The sequence below is a fragment of the Streptomonospora sediminis genome, assembly GCF_054778995.1.
The window spans coordinates 1-13,389 of sequence record NZ_BAAGYZ010000036.1 but is presented as its reverse complement, the minus strand read 5'-3'; the positions used below and the strand labels follow the sequence as shown (position 1 = coordinate 13,389).

Below are 13,389 nucleotides of genomic sequence, written 5' to 3'. Positions count from 1 at the left end.
CGACAACCGAGGAGACACCGATGAGCACACCGATCGCGGTCCTGATCGGCTCGCCCGGCGCGGGCAAGACCACGGTCGGCCGGGCGCTGGCCGAACGCTTGGGCGCGGCGCTGCTGGACACCGATACCGAGGTCGAGACCCGCGCCGGCAAGCCGGTGGGCGACATCTTCGTCCAGGACGGCGAGCCCGCCTTCCGCGCCCTGGAGCGCGAGATCGTCGCCGAAGCGCTGGCCAACTGGGACGGTGTCGTGGCGCTGGGCGGGGGAGCGGTGCTCGACTCCGCCACCGCCGCCGACCTCGCCCGGCACCACGTGGTCTACCTGCAGGTCGACTTCAGCGACGCCGCCAAACGGGTCGGCCTGGACACCCCCCGCCCGCTGCTGGCCGGCAACCCGCGCACCCGGCTGCGCAAGCTGCTGGACGAGCGGCTGCCGCTGTACGAAGGCCTGGCGCAGGCGACCGTGTCCACCAGCGGCTACCACCCCGAGGAGGTCGTCGACACGATCGTCGAGGGCCTGCCCGCGCGCCAGGGCGGCGACCAGTGAGCGCCACCCGCATCGGCGTGGGCGGCGCGGCCGAACCCTACGACGTCGTCGTGGGCAGCGGCATCTTCGCTGAACTGCCTGAGCTGGTGGGCCCGCGCGCCGAGCAGGTCGCCGTGATCCACCCGGCCGGGCTCGGCGAGCTTGCGCGTCCGGTCGCGGGCGCCCTGGAGTCGGCCGGCTACACCGTCCTTGCGCTGCCCGTGCCCGAGGGCGAGGCCGCCAAGACCGCCGAGGTCGCCGCCGGGCTGTGGAGCCGGCTGGGCCAGGCGGGCTTCACCCGCACCGACGCGGTGGTGGGCGTGGGCGGCGGCGCAGTCACCGACCTGGCCGGTTTCGTCGCCGCCACCTGGCTGCGCGGCGTCCGCTGCGTGCTGGTGCCCACCACCCTGCTGGCGATGGTCGACGCGGCCGTGGGCGGCAAAACCGGAATCAACACCCCCGAGGGCAAAAACCTGGTCGGTGCCTTCCACCCGCCCGCCGGGGTGCTGTGCGACCTGGCCACGCTCGGCGGCCTGCCCACCGCCGACTACATCGGCGGCCTGGCCGAGATCATCAAGGCCGGGTTCATCGCCGACCCCGCCATCCTCGACCTCGTCGAGGCCGACCCCGAGGGCGCCACCCGGCCCGAGGGGCGCCACACCCGCGAACTCGTCGAGCGCGCGATCGCGGTCAAGGCCGATGTCGTATCGGCCGACCTGCGCGAATCCGGCCGCCGGGAGTTCCTCAACTACGGCCACACCCTGGGCCATGCCGTCGAGCGCGCCGAGGACTACACGTTCCGGCACGGCTACGCGGTGGCCATCGGCATGGTCTTCGCGGCCGAGCTCGCGCGCCTGGACGGCCGTATCGGCGCCGACCTCGTCGACCGGCACCGCAGCGTGCTGGCCGCGGTGGGCCTGCCCACCGGATACCCCGCCCGGGCCTGGCAGGAGCTGCGGCGGAACATGCGGGTGGACAAAAAGGCGCGCGGCTCCACCTTGCGCTTCATCGTCCTCGACGGGCTCGGCAAGCCTGCCGTGCTGACCGGGCCGCCGGACGAACGCCTCGACGCCGCCTACGCGGCCGTCGGCAGCGCCGACGCGTGAAACCCGACGTGAACGCCCGCACCGGCGATACCCACTAGACTGCGAGTACGACGGCGGCGGCAGGCCCCCGCGCGCGCTTTTGCGCGCGCACCGCGCCCGCCCCGCCACCGACTGAGCCCGACCTCTGGAGAGACGACCGAAGTGGCCTCGACGAACGACCTCAAGAACGGCACGACCCTGAAGCTCGACGGCGGTGAACTCTGGAACGTCGTGGAGTTCCAGCACGTCAAGCCCGGCAAGGGCGGAGCGTTCGTCCGCACCAAGCTCAAAAACGTCACTTCCGGCAAGGTCGTCGACAAGACCTTCAACGCCGGAGCCAAGGTCGAGATCGCCAATGTCGACCGCCGGGAGATGCAGTACCTCTACACCGACGGCGAGTCCTACATCTTCATGGACACCGAGACCTACGACCAGCTGCCCGTGGACGCCAAGGTGGTCGGCCGCAACGCCGACTACCTGCAGGAGAGCGCCATGGTCACCGTCGCCGTCAACGAAGAGAGCCCGCTCTACATCGAGCTGCCCGCAGCCGTTGAGGTCGAGGTCTCCCAGACCGACCCCGGCGTGCAGGGCGACCGCTCCACCGGCGGCACCAAGCCGGCCACCATCGAAACCGGTGCCGTCATCCAGGTGCCGCTGTTCATCACCACCGGCGAGCGTGTCAAGGTCGACACCCGCACCGGCGACTACCTCGGCCGCGTCAACTGATGGCGCCGACTGCGGGCGGCAGCCACCCGGGCGGCCGGGCGGAGCAGCGATGAGCACCGGAGGAGCACGGCGCAAGGCGCGCAGACGAGCGGTGGAGATCCTGTACGAAGCCGAGGTGCGCAACACCACGGTCTCGGCGGTCATCGAGCGCCGGCGCGCCCAGGCCGAACCCCCGATCAACGAGTTCACCGAGCAGTTGGCGTTCGCCATCAACGAGCACCACGAGCGCATCGACGCCCTGTTGTCCGAGTACGCGATCGGCTGGACCCTGGAGCGCATGCCGGTGGTCGACCGCAACATCCTGCGGATGGGCGCCTATGAGCTGCTGTGGGCCGGCGACATCCCCGACGGCGTGGCGATTGCCGAGGCCGTTGCGGTGGCCAAGGAGCTCTCCACCGAGGAATCGCCGACCTTCATCAACGGCCTGCTCTCCCGGCTGATGGAGAACAAGGCCGAGCTCGCGCCCTGACATCCGCCGGCGCGCCGCCACCAGCAAACCCCAACCAGCAAGCAGAAGGGGAGCCGGCGTGAGCGACAAGCACGACGGCGCCGTGCCGACCGAGCACGGTGCGGGGTCCGGCCCGCATCGGGCGGCCAGCGCGGCCCGCACCGAGGTCGTCTGGGAGGTCCTGCGCGCCGCGCTGGCCGACCAGGAACCGGCGGGCAGCGAGCCCGACGGCCTGGACATCGTCGACGCGGGCGGGGGTACCGGCGGTGCCGCCGTCCCGCTGGCGCGGCTGGGCCACCGCGTCACCGTGGTCGACCCCAGTCCCGACTCGCTGGCCGCGCTGGAGCGCCGGGCCGCCGAGTCCGGGGTCCGGGTGCGCGCGCTGCAGGGCGAGACCAGCGACCTGGCCCACCTGCTGCCCGCCGCACACGCCCACCTGGTGCTCGTGCACAACGTGCTGGAGTACGTCGACGACCCCGCCGACGCCCTGGACGACGTCGCCGCGCTCACCCGGCCCGGGGGCGCGGTGAGCATCCTGGCCGCCAACGCCGTGGCCGGTGTACTGCACCGCGCACTCAGCGGCCACCTCGCCGAGGCACGCCACTTGATCGACGACTCCGAAGGGCGCTGGGGCCCCGGCGACCCCATGCCGCGCCGCCTCACCGCCGGCCAACTCGTCGACCTTGCCGAACGGGCCGGGCTCGGCGGCACCGACATCCGCGGCGTCCGGGTGTTCGCCGACCTGCTGCCCGGCCGGGTGCTCGACGGCGAGCCCCAGCTCGGCGAGCAGCTCGTCGAGCTGGAAAAGGCCGCTTCGGTGCACCCGGCACTGTCGGGGATCGCCACCCAGATCCACCTGCTGGCCCGTAGGCCGCTGTGATGCCGCAGATCCGAGGGCGGACTGGCCCTGGTCATGGCGCAGGCGGCACACTGGTGGTATGAGCAGACGCCAGCTTGAGCGCGGGCAGGCGCTGCGGGGGATGATGGGGCCCGGCGGGGTCGAGCCGCTGCCTGAAAACGACTCCGCCGCCGACGACTGCACCGTCCTGCACATCGACATGGATGCCTTCTTCGCCGGCGTTGAGCGGCTGGAGCACCCCGAGACCCAGGGCAAGCCCATCATCGTCGGCGGCACGGGGCCGCGCGGAGTGGTCTCCTCGGCCGACTACATCGCCCGCTCCTACGGCGTGCATTCGGCCATGCCGATGGTGCGCGCCCTGCGGCAGTGCCCCGATGCAGTGGTATTCCCGCCCGACGGCGCCGCCTACAGGCGGGTCTCCGAGGCGGTCATGGACATCTTTTTGTCGGTGACCCCCGAGGTCGAACCGGTCTCGCTGGACGAAGCGTTCCTGGACGTCTCCGGTGCGCGCCGGCGCCTCGGCGGCCCGGTGCGCATCGCCGAGCTGATCCGCCGCCGGGTGCGCGAGGAACAGCGCCTGACCTGCTCGGTGGGTGCCGCCGCCACCAAGTTCGTGGCCAAGCTGGCCTCCACCCAGTGCAAGCCCGACGGCCTGCTGGCGGTGCCCACCGACCAGGTCACCGCGTTCCTGCACCCGCTGCCGGTGGGTGCGCTGTCGGGGGTGGGCGAGAAAACCGAGCAGACCCTCACCAAACTGGGCCTGCGTACGGTCGGCGACGTGGCGCGCGTCTCGGCGGCCACCCTGCGCGGCGAGTTCGGTGCGGCTCTGGGCGATCGGCTGGCCGCCCTGGCCCAGGGGCGCGACGACCGCGCGGTCGTGCCCTCAACCCCCGATAAGAGCATCGGGGCCGAGGAAACCTTTCCCCGCGACGTCGACGACCCCGGCACCATCCACCGCGAACTGCTGCGGCTCGCCGAGAAGGTCGCCCGGCGGATGCGCGCCGGCGGGCAGGTGGGCCGCACGGTGGTGGTGAAATTGCGCCGGGCCGACTTCACCACCATCACCAGGTCGCGCACCCTGACCGAGCACACCGACGTCGCCCACGAGATCAACGCCGCTGCGCGCGAGCTGTACGCCGCCGCGGGCCTGGAACGGGTGCGGCTGCGGCTGGTGGGGGTGCGTGTCGAAGGGCTGGTGCCGGCCGCCGAGGCCCACCGCCAGCTCACTCTGGACGAACCTGAGACCGGCTGGCGCGAGGCCGAACAGGCCATGGACGCCGTTACGCGGCGGTTCGGGACCGGCGCCATCCGACCGGCCGCCTTGGCCAAGCGTGAGGAGAATGACGTATAGTACGGCAACTTTCGGGCGGTTGCACGCGTTACAGGGGACAGGGGGAGCACCGGCCTACCGGCACCTCGGCCGAGTGGAACGGCGGCTCCACCGTGGCAGCACAGGGGACGGCAGAAGGGCGAGCGCAGCGGTGTTGCGGTTAGACCGTGAGGGTAATGTGGCCAACGTGGGCCAGCGATACGCTCATCTTTTCTTTTCAGTAGGAGCTAAGGCACCTTATTCTGGGCATACAACTGGGCAACAGCTAGTTGTTCAGTACATCTCACCCCACTCAGGGACTGTCGTTGGGAGGCGCCGTGCCGCTCTCTGAACACGAGCAGCGTATGCTCGACCAGATCGAGCAGGCGCTGTACGCCGAGGATCCGAAGTTCGCCAATACCGTGCGCCAGACGACGCCCGCCATCCATTACAAGCGGTCGATCGTCCAGGCCTCCATCGGGTTCGTCGTCGGGATCTCGCTCCTCATGGGCGGCGCGATCTTCCAGCAGGTCATAGTCGGTGTCATCGGCTTCATTGTCATGCTGGCCTGCCTGCTGTGGGGATTGTCGGCCTGGAGGCGTGTCGCCACCGGCGGCGGTGGCGAGGCTGCTGCGCAGCAGCCGCACGAACAGGGCAAAGGCGCCGAACCCAAACAGCGCCGGCGCCAGCAGCGCCCCGGGATGATGCACCGCTTCGAGGAGCGGTGGCGCCGCCGCCAAGAGGGCGACGACAAGTAGCGGCGTCCCGCTGCGCGGCCGTTCCCGGTCGCAGGCAACGCACACGAGAACGCGCCCACCGGATGGATCCGGCGGGCGCGTTCTCGTGTGTGCGGGCAAGGGCGGCGGCAACGGTCGGCTGTGCGGCCTTGCCCGCGGCCGGGCGGCGGGTGGTCTGCAGGGGAAAGCGGCACCAAGGGCGGTGGGCGGCTCGGGTGGGTGGGCGCGTGACCGTTATGTCGGATTTCGGGGTTGCGGTGGCGATGACCCTGCAGAAATGCCCAGATTTTAACGCTGAGACGGGCCTTTCTGCAGGGTCGGTGCGTCGGGTGGCCCGCCGCCTGCGGGCGGGGCCGGTGACCGCCCGCCCCGGCCGCCTGCGGCCGTTGCTGCCGCTTTTCACGTCCAGACCGCCCGTTAGCCGACCGCGGGCAAGGTCGCCGAGTGGACCTGTGAACCGACATACCGGGCCAAGCAGACAAAGGATTTCTTAGCCAGGGCTTAGCCCGCTGCCGTACGCCCCGGGCACCTGCGGCGCCCGCTGCGTCGTCGGGGACGGCAGCAGCGAACGGGGCAGTACGGCGGCTCGCAGCGCCGCTCCGCGGCCGCAGGCGCTCCGCAGGGCCGCGCGCACCCGGCTGCTGTCGGCCGCCGGAGAGCCGTGCTCGACCACCTCGGGCGCGTAGCGCGCACTCTCCTCACCCAGCGCCAGCCGCCGCAGCGCCTCGCCGGCCTCGCCCTGCAGATCCTGCGGCGCCGCGGCGGCCAGCCGCTCGGCCACCGACCGCGGAGTCTCGGCCGCGCTCCAGGCCAACCCCAGGTCGCGGCAGTCGTCGCGCAGTTCCCGCCAGGCGGCATGGGCGCGTTCGGCCGCCGAGCCCGCACGCATCCACCGGGTGCGCCGCACCAGCACCCGCACAAGCCCCGGAACAGCCGCGGCCAGCAGCACGGAGGGGATCAGCGCCGGCCACCACCCGGCACCGCCCGAGCCCTGCGAACCGCCGGCGCCGCCGCCGTCCGCCTGCTGGTCCGGGGCGGGGGTCTCGGGCGCCTCGCTGGGAGCCTGCTGCTGCTCGGCGGGGTCGGAGGGGTCCACCGCCCCGTTCTCCTGCGGATTCTCCGCCCCGGGCGCCTGGCCGCCCGGGGGTGCCGGAGCCGCGCCGTCGGCGTAGTCGGGGACGGTGGCGGTGCCCTGGCCGCCGGGGGAGGCGGGAGTCGGCTCGAACCGCAGCCAGCCCGCTCCCTGGAAGTACAGCTCCGGCCAGGCGTGGGCGTCGGACTCCGAAACCTCCCAGGCGCCCTCGCCGGTACGGGTGCCAGAGGTGTAGCCGATGCCCACGCGCGCAGGGATACCCGCCTGGCGCGCCAGCAGCGCCATCGCGCCGGCGAACTGCTCGCAGTAGCCCACCCGGCTGTCGAAGAGGAAGTGGGTCAGCGGGTCCGCGCCCGCCGGGACGGGCGGCGGACTCAGGTCGTAGGTGAACCGGTCGCCGCTGGTGAACCACTCCTGCAGCGCAACCGCCTTGTCGTGGGTCGTGGCCGCGTCGGAGGTGATCGACTCGGCCAGGTCGCCGGTGCGCTCTGCGACCTCCGGCGGAACCTCCAGGTAGCGCTCGTCGAAGTCCGAATCGGGCGGCAGGTCGGCGGCCAGGACGTCGGGGTCGGGCTCGTTGACCAGGCTGGTGACCTCGTAACGGGCGCCCTGGGCAGGGGTGTCGGTGGTGAACACCATCAGGGTGTCGGCGTCGGCGTACCATTCGCCGGTGCTGGTCAGCCGGCGCGGCGGGTAGGGCATCGGCAGGAAGTCGGCCGCGTAGCCGTCGGCCATCCGGATCCGGGTGTGGGCGCGTTCGCTGCCGATGTTGCTCTGGCCGGGCGGGGACGGCAGCACCTCGTCGTTGAGGTCGCCGTCGCCATTGGCGCGCAGCCGCGACATGGTCCAGTTCTCGCCGTCGAACACGTCCAGCGAGTACATGCGCAGGTAGTCGGGTTCGTCGACGTCGGTGGTGTAGTCCAGGACCGGCCGGTCGGAGGTCGAGGCCAGGTCCCGGCGCAGACTCACCAGGGGGTGGGTCGTGGTGATGGTCTCGCCGCCGAGTTGGCTGCCGTCGGCCATCGCGTACAGGGAGTTGGACGACAGGCCCGGCACGGCCAGCGGGACCAGCAGCGCCAGGGTCACCGCGACCGCGGCCACGCCCGCTGCGGAGAACACGTGCTGGAACCCGCCCAGCACCGGCGCGGCGGTGTCTTGGGGTGCGCGCACGCGCACGCCCCACTCGGCGTTGCGGGCCCAGCCGTCCACCGCCAGCAGCAGCACGTAGCCCGCCGCAGCGGCGGCGAAGGCGAAGGCGCCCAGGCCTTCGTCGTCCACCAGCAGCGGCACCAGCAGCAGCCCGGCCAGCGGCAGCGCCAGCATGGCGGCCGCGCGGGCGGTCACCGCCAGGAAGTCGGAGACGACCGCCAGCACGGCCATCCCCGCCGCGAGCACCAGCGCCAGCGCCGGTGTCGCCGGGATCGGCGTGGTCTCCGCGCTGATCTGCATGCGCCCTTCGGCGAACACCGCCAGCAGCTCCGACAGCGCACCGGGGGCCGGTACGAAGCCCAGCGGTGCAGCGGGCGAGACGAACGTTCCGGTGAGTACGCACAGCACGACCGCGGCCTGTGCGAGCGGGATGACGACCACGGTCAGCCGCGCTGCGCGCAGCCCCAGTCCGGTCAGGGCGGTGGCGGCGACCACGGCGGCCGCAGGCACCCACCAGGAGTCGCCGTCGATCACCGGCGCCAGTGCGGGCAGCGCCAGCAGCAGTGAGACGGCGGTCGCCAGGGTCAGCGCGGCCTTTGCGATCATCGTGTGCCGGCGGCCCCGCCGGGCGCGCCGGATGCGGCGGCGCCGGCGGGCTGCGCCGTTCCTCCTTACTGGGCGAAGCTGACGGGGGACTCGGCCGGAGGGGCCAACGCACCGGATGCGCTCCGGGGCGGCAGCCCGCGCTGGGCGGCGCGGGCCATCACCGGCCCGCCCCGGTCTGTGCGCCGGCGGGGCCCATCGACGCGGTGTTCCAGGCGCGCGCCAGGTCGGCCCCCGGCGATGCGGTTTCGGCCACCAGCCAGCCCGCCTCGCGCAGTGCGGCGGCCGAGCGCCGCTCGGCTTGGGAATCGGGCCAGGCGGCGCGGGTGCACAGCAGCGCGATGCAGGTGTGGCCGCGGCCGCCGTGCATCCGGGTGAGCGCGTCGAGGTCTTCGGCCGAGAGCGCGCCGAGCACCGCCACCAGCAGGCCCTGGCCGCTGACATGGGAGTCGGCGATCGTCTCGGCGGCTCCGGCGAGGTTGCCGGCCGGCGAGGCCGGGGCCACCGCAAGAGCGTCGAGGATGTCGGGGCCGCGGGTGGCGGCGACCTCGCCGCTGTCGGTGTGCAGCCGCATCTCGTGGCCGCGGCCGATGAGGTGCAGGGCGACGGAGGCCGCTGCGCTGACCGCGGTCTCCTGCGAGGACTCCGGCCCGGAGCCGGCGTGGGCGCGGGCGCGCAGGTCGACCAGCACTGCGCTGCGGTCGCTGAGGTGGTGCTCTTCGCGGCGGACCATCAGCTCGCCGTGGCGGGCCGTGCTGCGCCAGTGCACCCGGCGCATGTCGTCGCCGTGCCGGTAACCGCGCGGCACCGGGTCGTTCTCGGTTCCGCCCGACAGCGACGGCCCGGAGCTGTCGCCGTCCTCGGCGGCGCCTCCGGGCAAGGGAACCGGCGGCAGAGCGGTGACCGGCGGTGTGACCAGCAGCGTCATCGGTGCGCCGACGGTCCGCCGGTGCCGCAGGCAGTTCAACGGGTCGGTGAACGACACGGTCAGCGGCCCCACGGGGTAGGCCCCGCGCACTTGGGTGCGCACCCGGTAGGTGAGGTCGCGTACGGCGCGCGGTCCGAGAAAGCCCACGTTGAACCCGGGCGCCCGGCCCAGCGGGCGCGGCAGGCCGTCCTCGACCTGAAGCCCGCCGACCGGCAGTGCTCCCGAGCCGTTGGCGACCCGGATCAGCACCCGCGCGTCGGACCCGGCGGGGGTGCGCGAGGGCTGCAGGGCGCGGCTGTGCGCCACCCGCCCGGGCGCACCGGCCAGGGTCGCACCGGCCAGTAGCGGCAGCGCGAAGACCAGGATGCCGAATCCCACCAGGTCGCGCTCGCCGATGATCAGGCCGCTTGCGATCAGTGCGGCTCCGCCGCTGAGCAGGCCCCAGCCGCGGACGGTGATCGCCGTCAGCAGTCTCACGCGTGCCTCCCGGCGCTCAGCGCGGACTGGGAATGGGCAGGCGGGCGACGATCTCGGAGACGACCTGTTCGGGTGTGCGGCGCTCCATGCGGGCCTCGGGGCTGGGCAGCAGCCGGTGCGCCAGCACCGGAACCGCAAGGGTCTGCAGGTCGTCGGGCACCGCGTAGTGGCGCCCCTCCAGGGCGGCGTAGGCGCGCGCGGCCCGGACCAGGTGCAGGGTGGCGCGCGGCGAGGCGCCCAGCCGCAGCGCCGCCGAGGTGCGGGTGGCCGCGACCAGGTCGACGGCGTAGCGCCGCACACCGGGGGCGACGTGGATGGTGTTGACCCGGTCGACCATGGCGCGCACGTCGGCCGCCGAGGCGACCGGGACCAGCCGGTCCAGCGGCGACTGCGAGCTGTGGGTGTCGATCATGTCCAGCTCGGCCTGCGGGGAGGGGTAGCCCACCGATATCCGGGCCATGAAGCGGTCGCGCTGGGCCTCGGGCAGCGGGTAGGTGCCCTCCATGTCGGCGGGGTTCTGCGTGGCGACGACCATGAAGGGGCGTTCCAGCGGACGGGTTTCGCCGTCGACGCTGACCTGCATCTCCTCCATGCACTCCAGCAGCGCCGACTGGGTTTTGGGCGAGGCCCGGTTGATTTCGTCGCCCAGGACGATGTTGGCGAAAACCGGACCGGGGTTGAACTCGAACTCGCGCCGGTCCTGGTGGTAGACGCTGACACCGGTGATATCGGCCGGCAGCAGGTCGGGGGTGAACTGCACCCGCTGCACCGAGCAGTCGATCGCACGCCCCAGCGACTTCGCCAGCATGGTCTTGCCGACGCCGGGGATGTCCTCGATGAGCAGGTGGCCCTCAGCCAGCAGGACCGTCAGGGCGATGCGTACGACATCGGGTTTGCCTTCGATCACGGTTTCGACGGCTTCGCGGATCCGTCCCGCGATGGCGATGACCCCGCCGTCGTCGTCCGGGGGCCCGTCCCCCTGCGTGTTCTGCCGCGTGCCCAGTGACACGTGTCCCCTCTCTGAGGATTCGGGAGCCGACGGAATTGAGGCTAGGGGCAAAGCGCGGCGAATGAAACCGAAACGGGTGAGGGGCCGGCCCTCGGCGGCCGAGCACTGTGTCACATCCGCGCGCCGCCCAGCGCGGCGCCGACCGTCCGCCCCACTCCGCTCCACCCGCTCTGACCTGCGATTTCTCTGTCCGGTTTGTGTCGCGGGCGCGATTGAAACTGTTGACCGTGGGGAAGAGTGGAGTACAGTGGAGCATCGTGGAGCGGGAGACTGCTCTGCTGGGGGCTTGGGAGGTGGGGCCGGTGTTTCTCGGCACTCACGAGCCGCGCCTCGACGAGAAGGGACGCCTGTTCCTTCCGGCGAAGTACCGCGACGAACTGTCGGGGGGACTGGTGATCACGAAGGGACAGGAGCGCTGCCTCTACGTCTTTCCTGCCGACGAGTTCCAGCGCATCACCGAGGCCCTCCGCGCGGCGCCGGTCACCGCCAAGGCGGTCCGCGACTACAGCCGGGTCTTCTTCGCCAGCGCATCCGACGAAGTCCCCGACAAGCAGGGGCGCATCACTGTTCCGAGCGGGCTGCGTGCCTATGCCGGCCTGGAACGCGACTGCGTCGTCATCGGGGCCAACACGCGGCTGGAGATCTGGGACGCCGCGGCTTGGGCCCGCTACGAAGCCGAACAGGAGCAGGCATTCGCGGATCTGTCGGAGGAGGTGTTGCCGGGGGTGCTGTGACTTCGCGCGACCGCGGTGCCGGCCTCGACACCCGCGCACACCGGTCCGCCGAGCCACCGCCGTCTAAGCCCTGTCTGGACGCCGGCCTTCAGGCGCGAGCCGCAGCTAGCTGACGCATCTTCCCCGGCGCCAGGTGGCGGCCGCGTTGCAGCGCGGTCCGCAGGCGCCGCGCCTGGAGGCCCGTCCGGACAGCTTCGCCGATATGGCCGGCACTGCCGGCACCGCCGGCATGAGGGCCGCGCAGGACCGGCGGCGCGCACAGCATCAGGACAGATCGGCTGCAGACCCGGGCTCGGCTCGGCCGCCGGCAACGAGACGACAACACCGACCGCGGGCCCGACCGCGAACGCGAACAAGCCGCAGCACCGCTCGCAGCGAGTGCCCCGCAGGGGAGCGCGCAGGCACCGGGGCGGGGCCTGCGGGCCCGCTTGCGGCCAAGCGCCGCAGCGGTCCGATCGGCCGCAGGCACAGCGCGGCACACCGGGCGGTCAGTGAGGAGGGGGCACTGTGCTCATGGCAGATATCGGCAGCGAGCCCGGACCGGGCCACACCCCGGTCATGCTCGACCGCATCGTCGAGCTGCTGTCGCCGGCCCTGTCCGAGCCCGGGGCCGTCCTCGTCGACGGCACCCTGGGGCTGGGCGGCCACGCCGCCGCACTGCTCGAAGCCCACCCCGGCCTGCACCTGGTCGGTATCGACCGCGACCCCGTCGCCTTGGAGCGCAGCCGCACCAGGCTGGCACCGTACGGCGACCGGACCGAACTCGTGCACGCCGAGTACGACGACATCCCCGCCGTCCTCGACCGCCAGGGCCGCGGCGGGGTCCAGGGGGTGCTGCTCGACCTCGGGGTCAGCTCGCCCCAGCTCGACGAGTCCGAGCGCGGCTTCGCCTACTCGCGCGAGGCCCCGCTGGACATGCGCATGGACCGCACCCAGCGGCAGACGGCCGCCGATGTCGTCAACACCTACTCCGTCGGCGAGCTCACCCGAGTCCTGCGCGACTACGGCGAGGAACGCTTCGCCGGGCGCATCGCCAAGGCCATCGCCCGCCGCCGCGCCGACGAACCGCTCGACTCCACGCGCGAGCTCGCCGAGCTCGTGCGCGAGGCCATCCCGGCCGCCACCCGGCGCACCGGCGGCAACCCCGCCAAGCGCACCTTCCAGGCGCTGCGCATCGAGGTCAACGCCGAACTCGAAATCCTCACCCGCGCGCTGCCGGCCGCCGTCGGCAGCGTGGCCGCGGGCGGGCGCATCGCGGTGCTGTCGTACCACTCGCTGGAAGACCGCATCACCAAGCGGACCCTGGCCGGGCTCGCCACCGACTCCACACCCCGCGACCTGCCGGTGCCGCTGCCGCAGTACAGCCCCGAGCTGCGGCTGCTTACCCGCGGCTCCGAATCCCCCACCGACCAGGAAAGCGAAACCAATCCGCGCGCGGCCTCGGCCCGGCTGCGGGCAGCCGAACGCATCCGCCGGCCATGACCGCGCCGGCGGCACCGGCCGACCGGCCTGCCGAGCGCAGGCCCAGGGCCCAGTGGGAGACACAGCGGGGAGGACCCAGATGAGCAGCGCCACCGAGGAGAGCGCCCGCACCCGGCGGGCCGGTACCGAGGCCCCGCCGGCGCGCCGGACCGCGCCGCCGCGCAAGGCGGCCCCGGAACGCAAGGCGGCCCCGGCGCGGCCCGCGCCGGCAGCCCGGTCAGCGCCG

12 protein-coding genes are annotated in these 13,389 nt (G+C 72.8%); 9 read left to right on the top strand and 3 right to left on the bottom strand.

The genetic code is table 11. The features are described 5' to 3' along the window. Positions 1 to 20 precede the first annotated feature (20 nt). The 7 genes from ACYVD5_RS09060 to ACYVD5_RS09030 all read left to right on the top strand — a co-directional run bounded on the left by ACYVD5_RS09060 (position 21) and on the right by ACYVD5_RS09030 (position 5,709). Positions 21 to 545: a shikimate kinase gene (locus ACYVD5_RS09060; protein WP_461000497.1), complete on the top strand. Its 525-nt coding sequence runs from the start codon at positions 21 to 23 to the stop codon at positions 543 to 545. Then, the gene (gene aroB / locus ACYVD5_RS09055; protein ID WP_461000496.1) at positions 542 to 1,630 is read left to right on the top strand and encodes a 3-dehydroquinate synthase; all 1,089 of its coding nucleotides are present in this window, start codon (positions 542 to 544) and stop codon (positions 1,628 to 1,630) included. The genes ACYVD5_RS09060 and aroB overlap by 4 nt, the downstream gene beginning before the upstream one ends. A gap of 141 nt (positions 1,631 to 1,771) precedes the next feature. Next, positions 1,772 to 2,335 (top strand): elongation factor P, encoded by a 564-nt coding sequence (efp, locus tag ACYVD5_RS09050; protein ID WP_461000495.1) that lies wholly within the window; start codon positions 1,772 to 1,774, stop codon positions 2,333 to 2,335. Between the two features lie 49 nt (positions 2,336 to 2,384). Then, the gene (gene nusB / locus ACYVD5_RS09045) at positions 2,385 to 2,804 is read left to right on the top strand and encodes a transcription antitermination factor NusB (protein ID WP_461000494.1); all 420 of its coding nucleotides are present in this window, start codon (positions 2,385 to 2,387) and stop codon (positions 2,802 to 2,804) included. 58 nt (positions 2,805 to 2,862) lie between these two features. Beyond that, entirely contained in the window at positions 2,863 to 3,663 is an 801-nt protein-coding gene (locus ACYVD5_RS09040) for a methyltransferase (RefSeq protein WP_461000493.1), read from the top strand. Positions 3,664 to 3,721: 58 nt separating this feature from the next. After that, positions 3,722 to 4,993: a DNA polymerase IV gene (locus tag ACYVD5_RS09035; protein ID WP_461000492.1), complete on the top strand. Its 1,272-nt coding sequence runs from the start codon at positions 3,722 to 3,724 to the stop codon at positions 4,991 to 4,993. Between the two features lie 296 nt (positions 4,994 to 5,289). Further along, on the top strand, positions 5,290 to 5,709 hold the full coding sequence (locus tag ACYVD5_RS09030; RefSeq protein WP_461000491.1) for a DUF3040 domain-containing protein: 420 nt from the start codon (positions 5,290 to 5,292) through the stop codon (positions 5,707 to 5,709). A gap of 469 nt (positions 5,710 to 6,178) precedes the next feature. Here ACYVD5_RS09030 and ACYVD5_RS09025 read toward each other — a convergent pair whose 3' ends face one another. The 3 genes from ACYVD5_RS09025 to ACYVD5_RS09015 form a co-directional block, all read right to left on the bottom strand. Next, positions 6,179 to 8,536, bottom strand: a complete 2,358-nt coding sequence (locus tag ACYVD5_RS09025; protein WP_461000490.1) for a transglutaminase TgpA family protein — start codon at positions 8,534 to 8,536, stop codon at positions 6,179 to 6,181. 157 nt (positions 8,537 to 8,693) lie between these two features. After that, positions 8,694 to 9,938 carry a DUF58 domain-containing protein gene (locus ACYVD5_RS09020; RefSeq protein WP_461000489.1) on the bottom strand — a complete coding sequence of 415 codons (1,245 nt, stop codon included), beginning with the start codon at positions 9,936 to 9,938 and terminating at the stop codon, positions 8,694 to 8,696. 16 nt (positions 9,939 to 9,954) lie between these two features. Continuing rightward, positions 9,955 to 10,947: an AAA family ATPase gene (locus ACYVD5_RS09015; RefSeq protein WP_461000488.1), complete on the bottom strand. Its 993-nt coding sequence runs from the start codon at positions 10,945 to 10,947 to the stop codon at positions 9,955 to 9,957. A 302-nt stretch (positions 10,948 to 11,249) separates the two neighbouring features. Between ACYVD5_RS09015 and mraZ the strand changes: the two genes are divergently transcribed. Beyond that, positions 11,250 to 11,681, top strand: a complete 432-nt coding sequence (gene mraZ, locus ACYVD5_RS09010; protein ID WP_461000691.1) for a division/cell wall cluster transcriptional repressor MraZ — start codon at positions 11,250 to 11,252, stop codon at positions 11,679 to 11,681. Positions 11,682 to 12,194: 513 nt separating this feature from the next. Then, positions 12,195 to 13,163: a 16S rRNA (cytosine(1402)-N(4))-methyltransferase RsmH gene (gene rsmH, locus ACYVD5_RS09005; RefSeq protein WP_461000690.1), complete on the top strand. Its 969-nt coding sequence runs from the start codon at positions 12,195 to 12,197 to the stop codon at positions 13,161 to 13,163. The last annotated feature ends 226 nt before the right edge of the window (positions 13,164 to 13,389 follow it).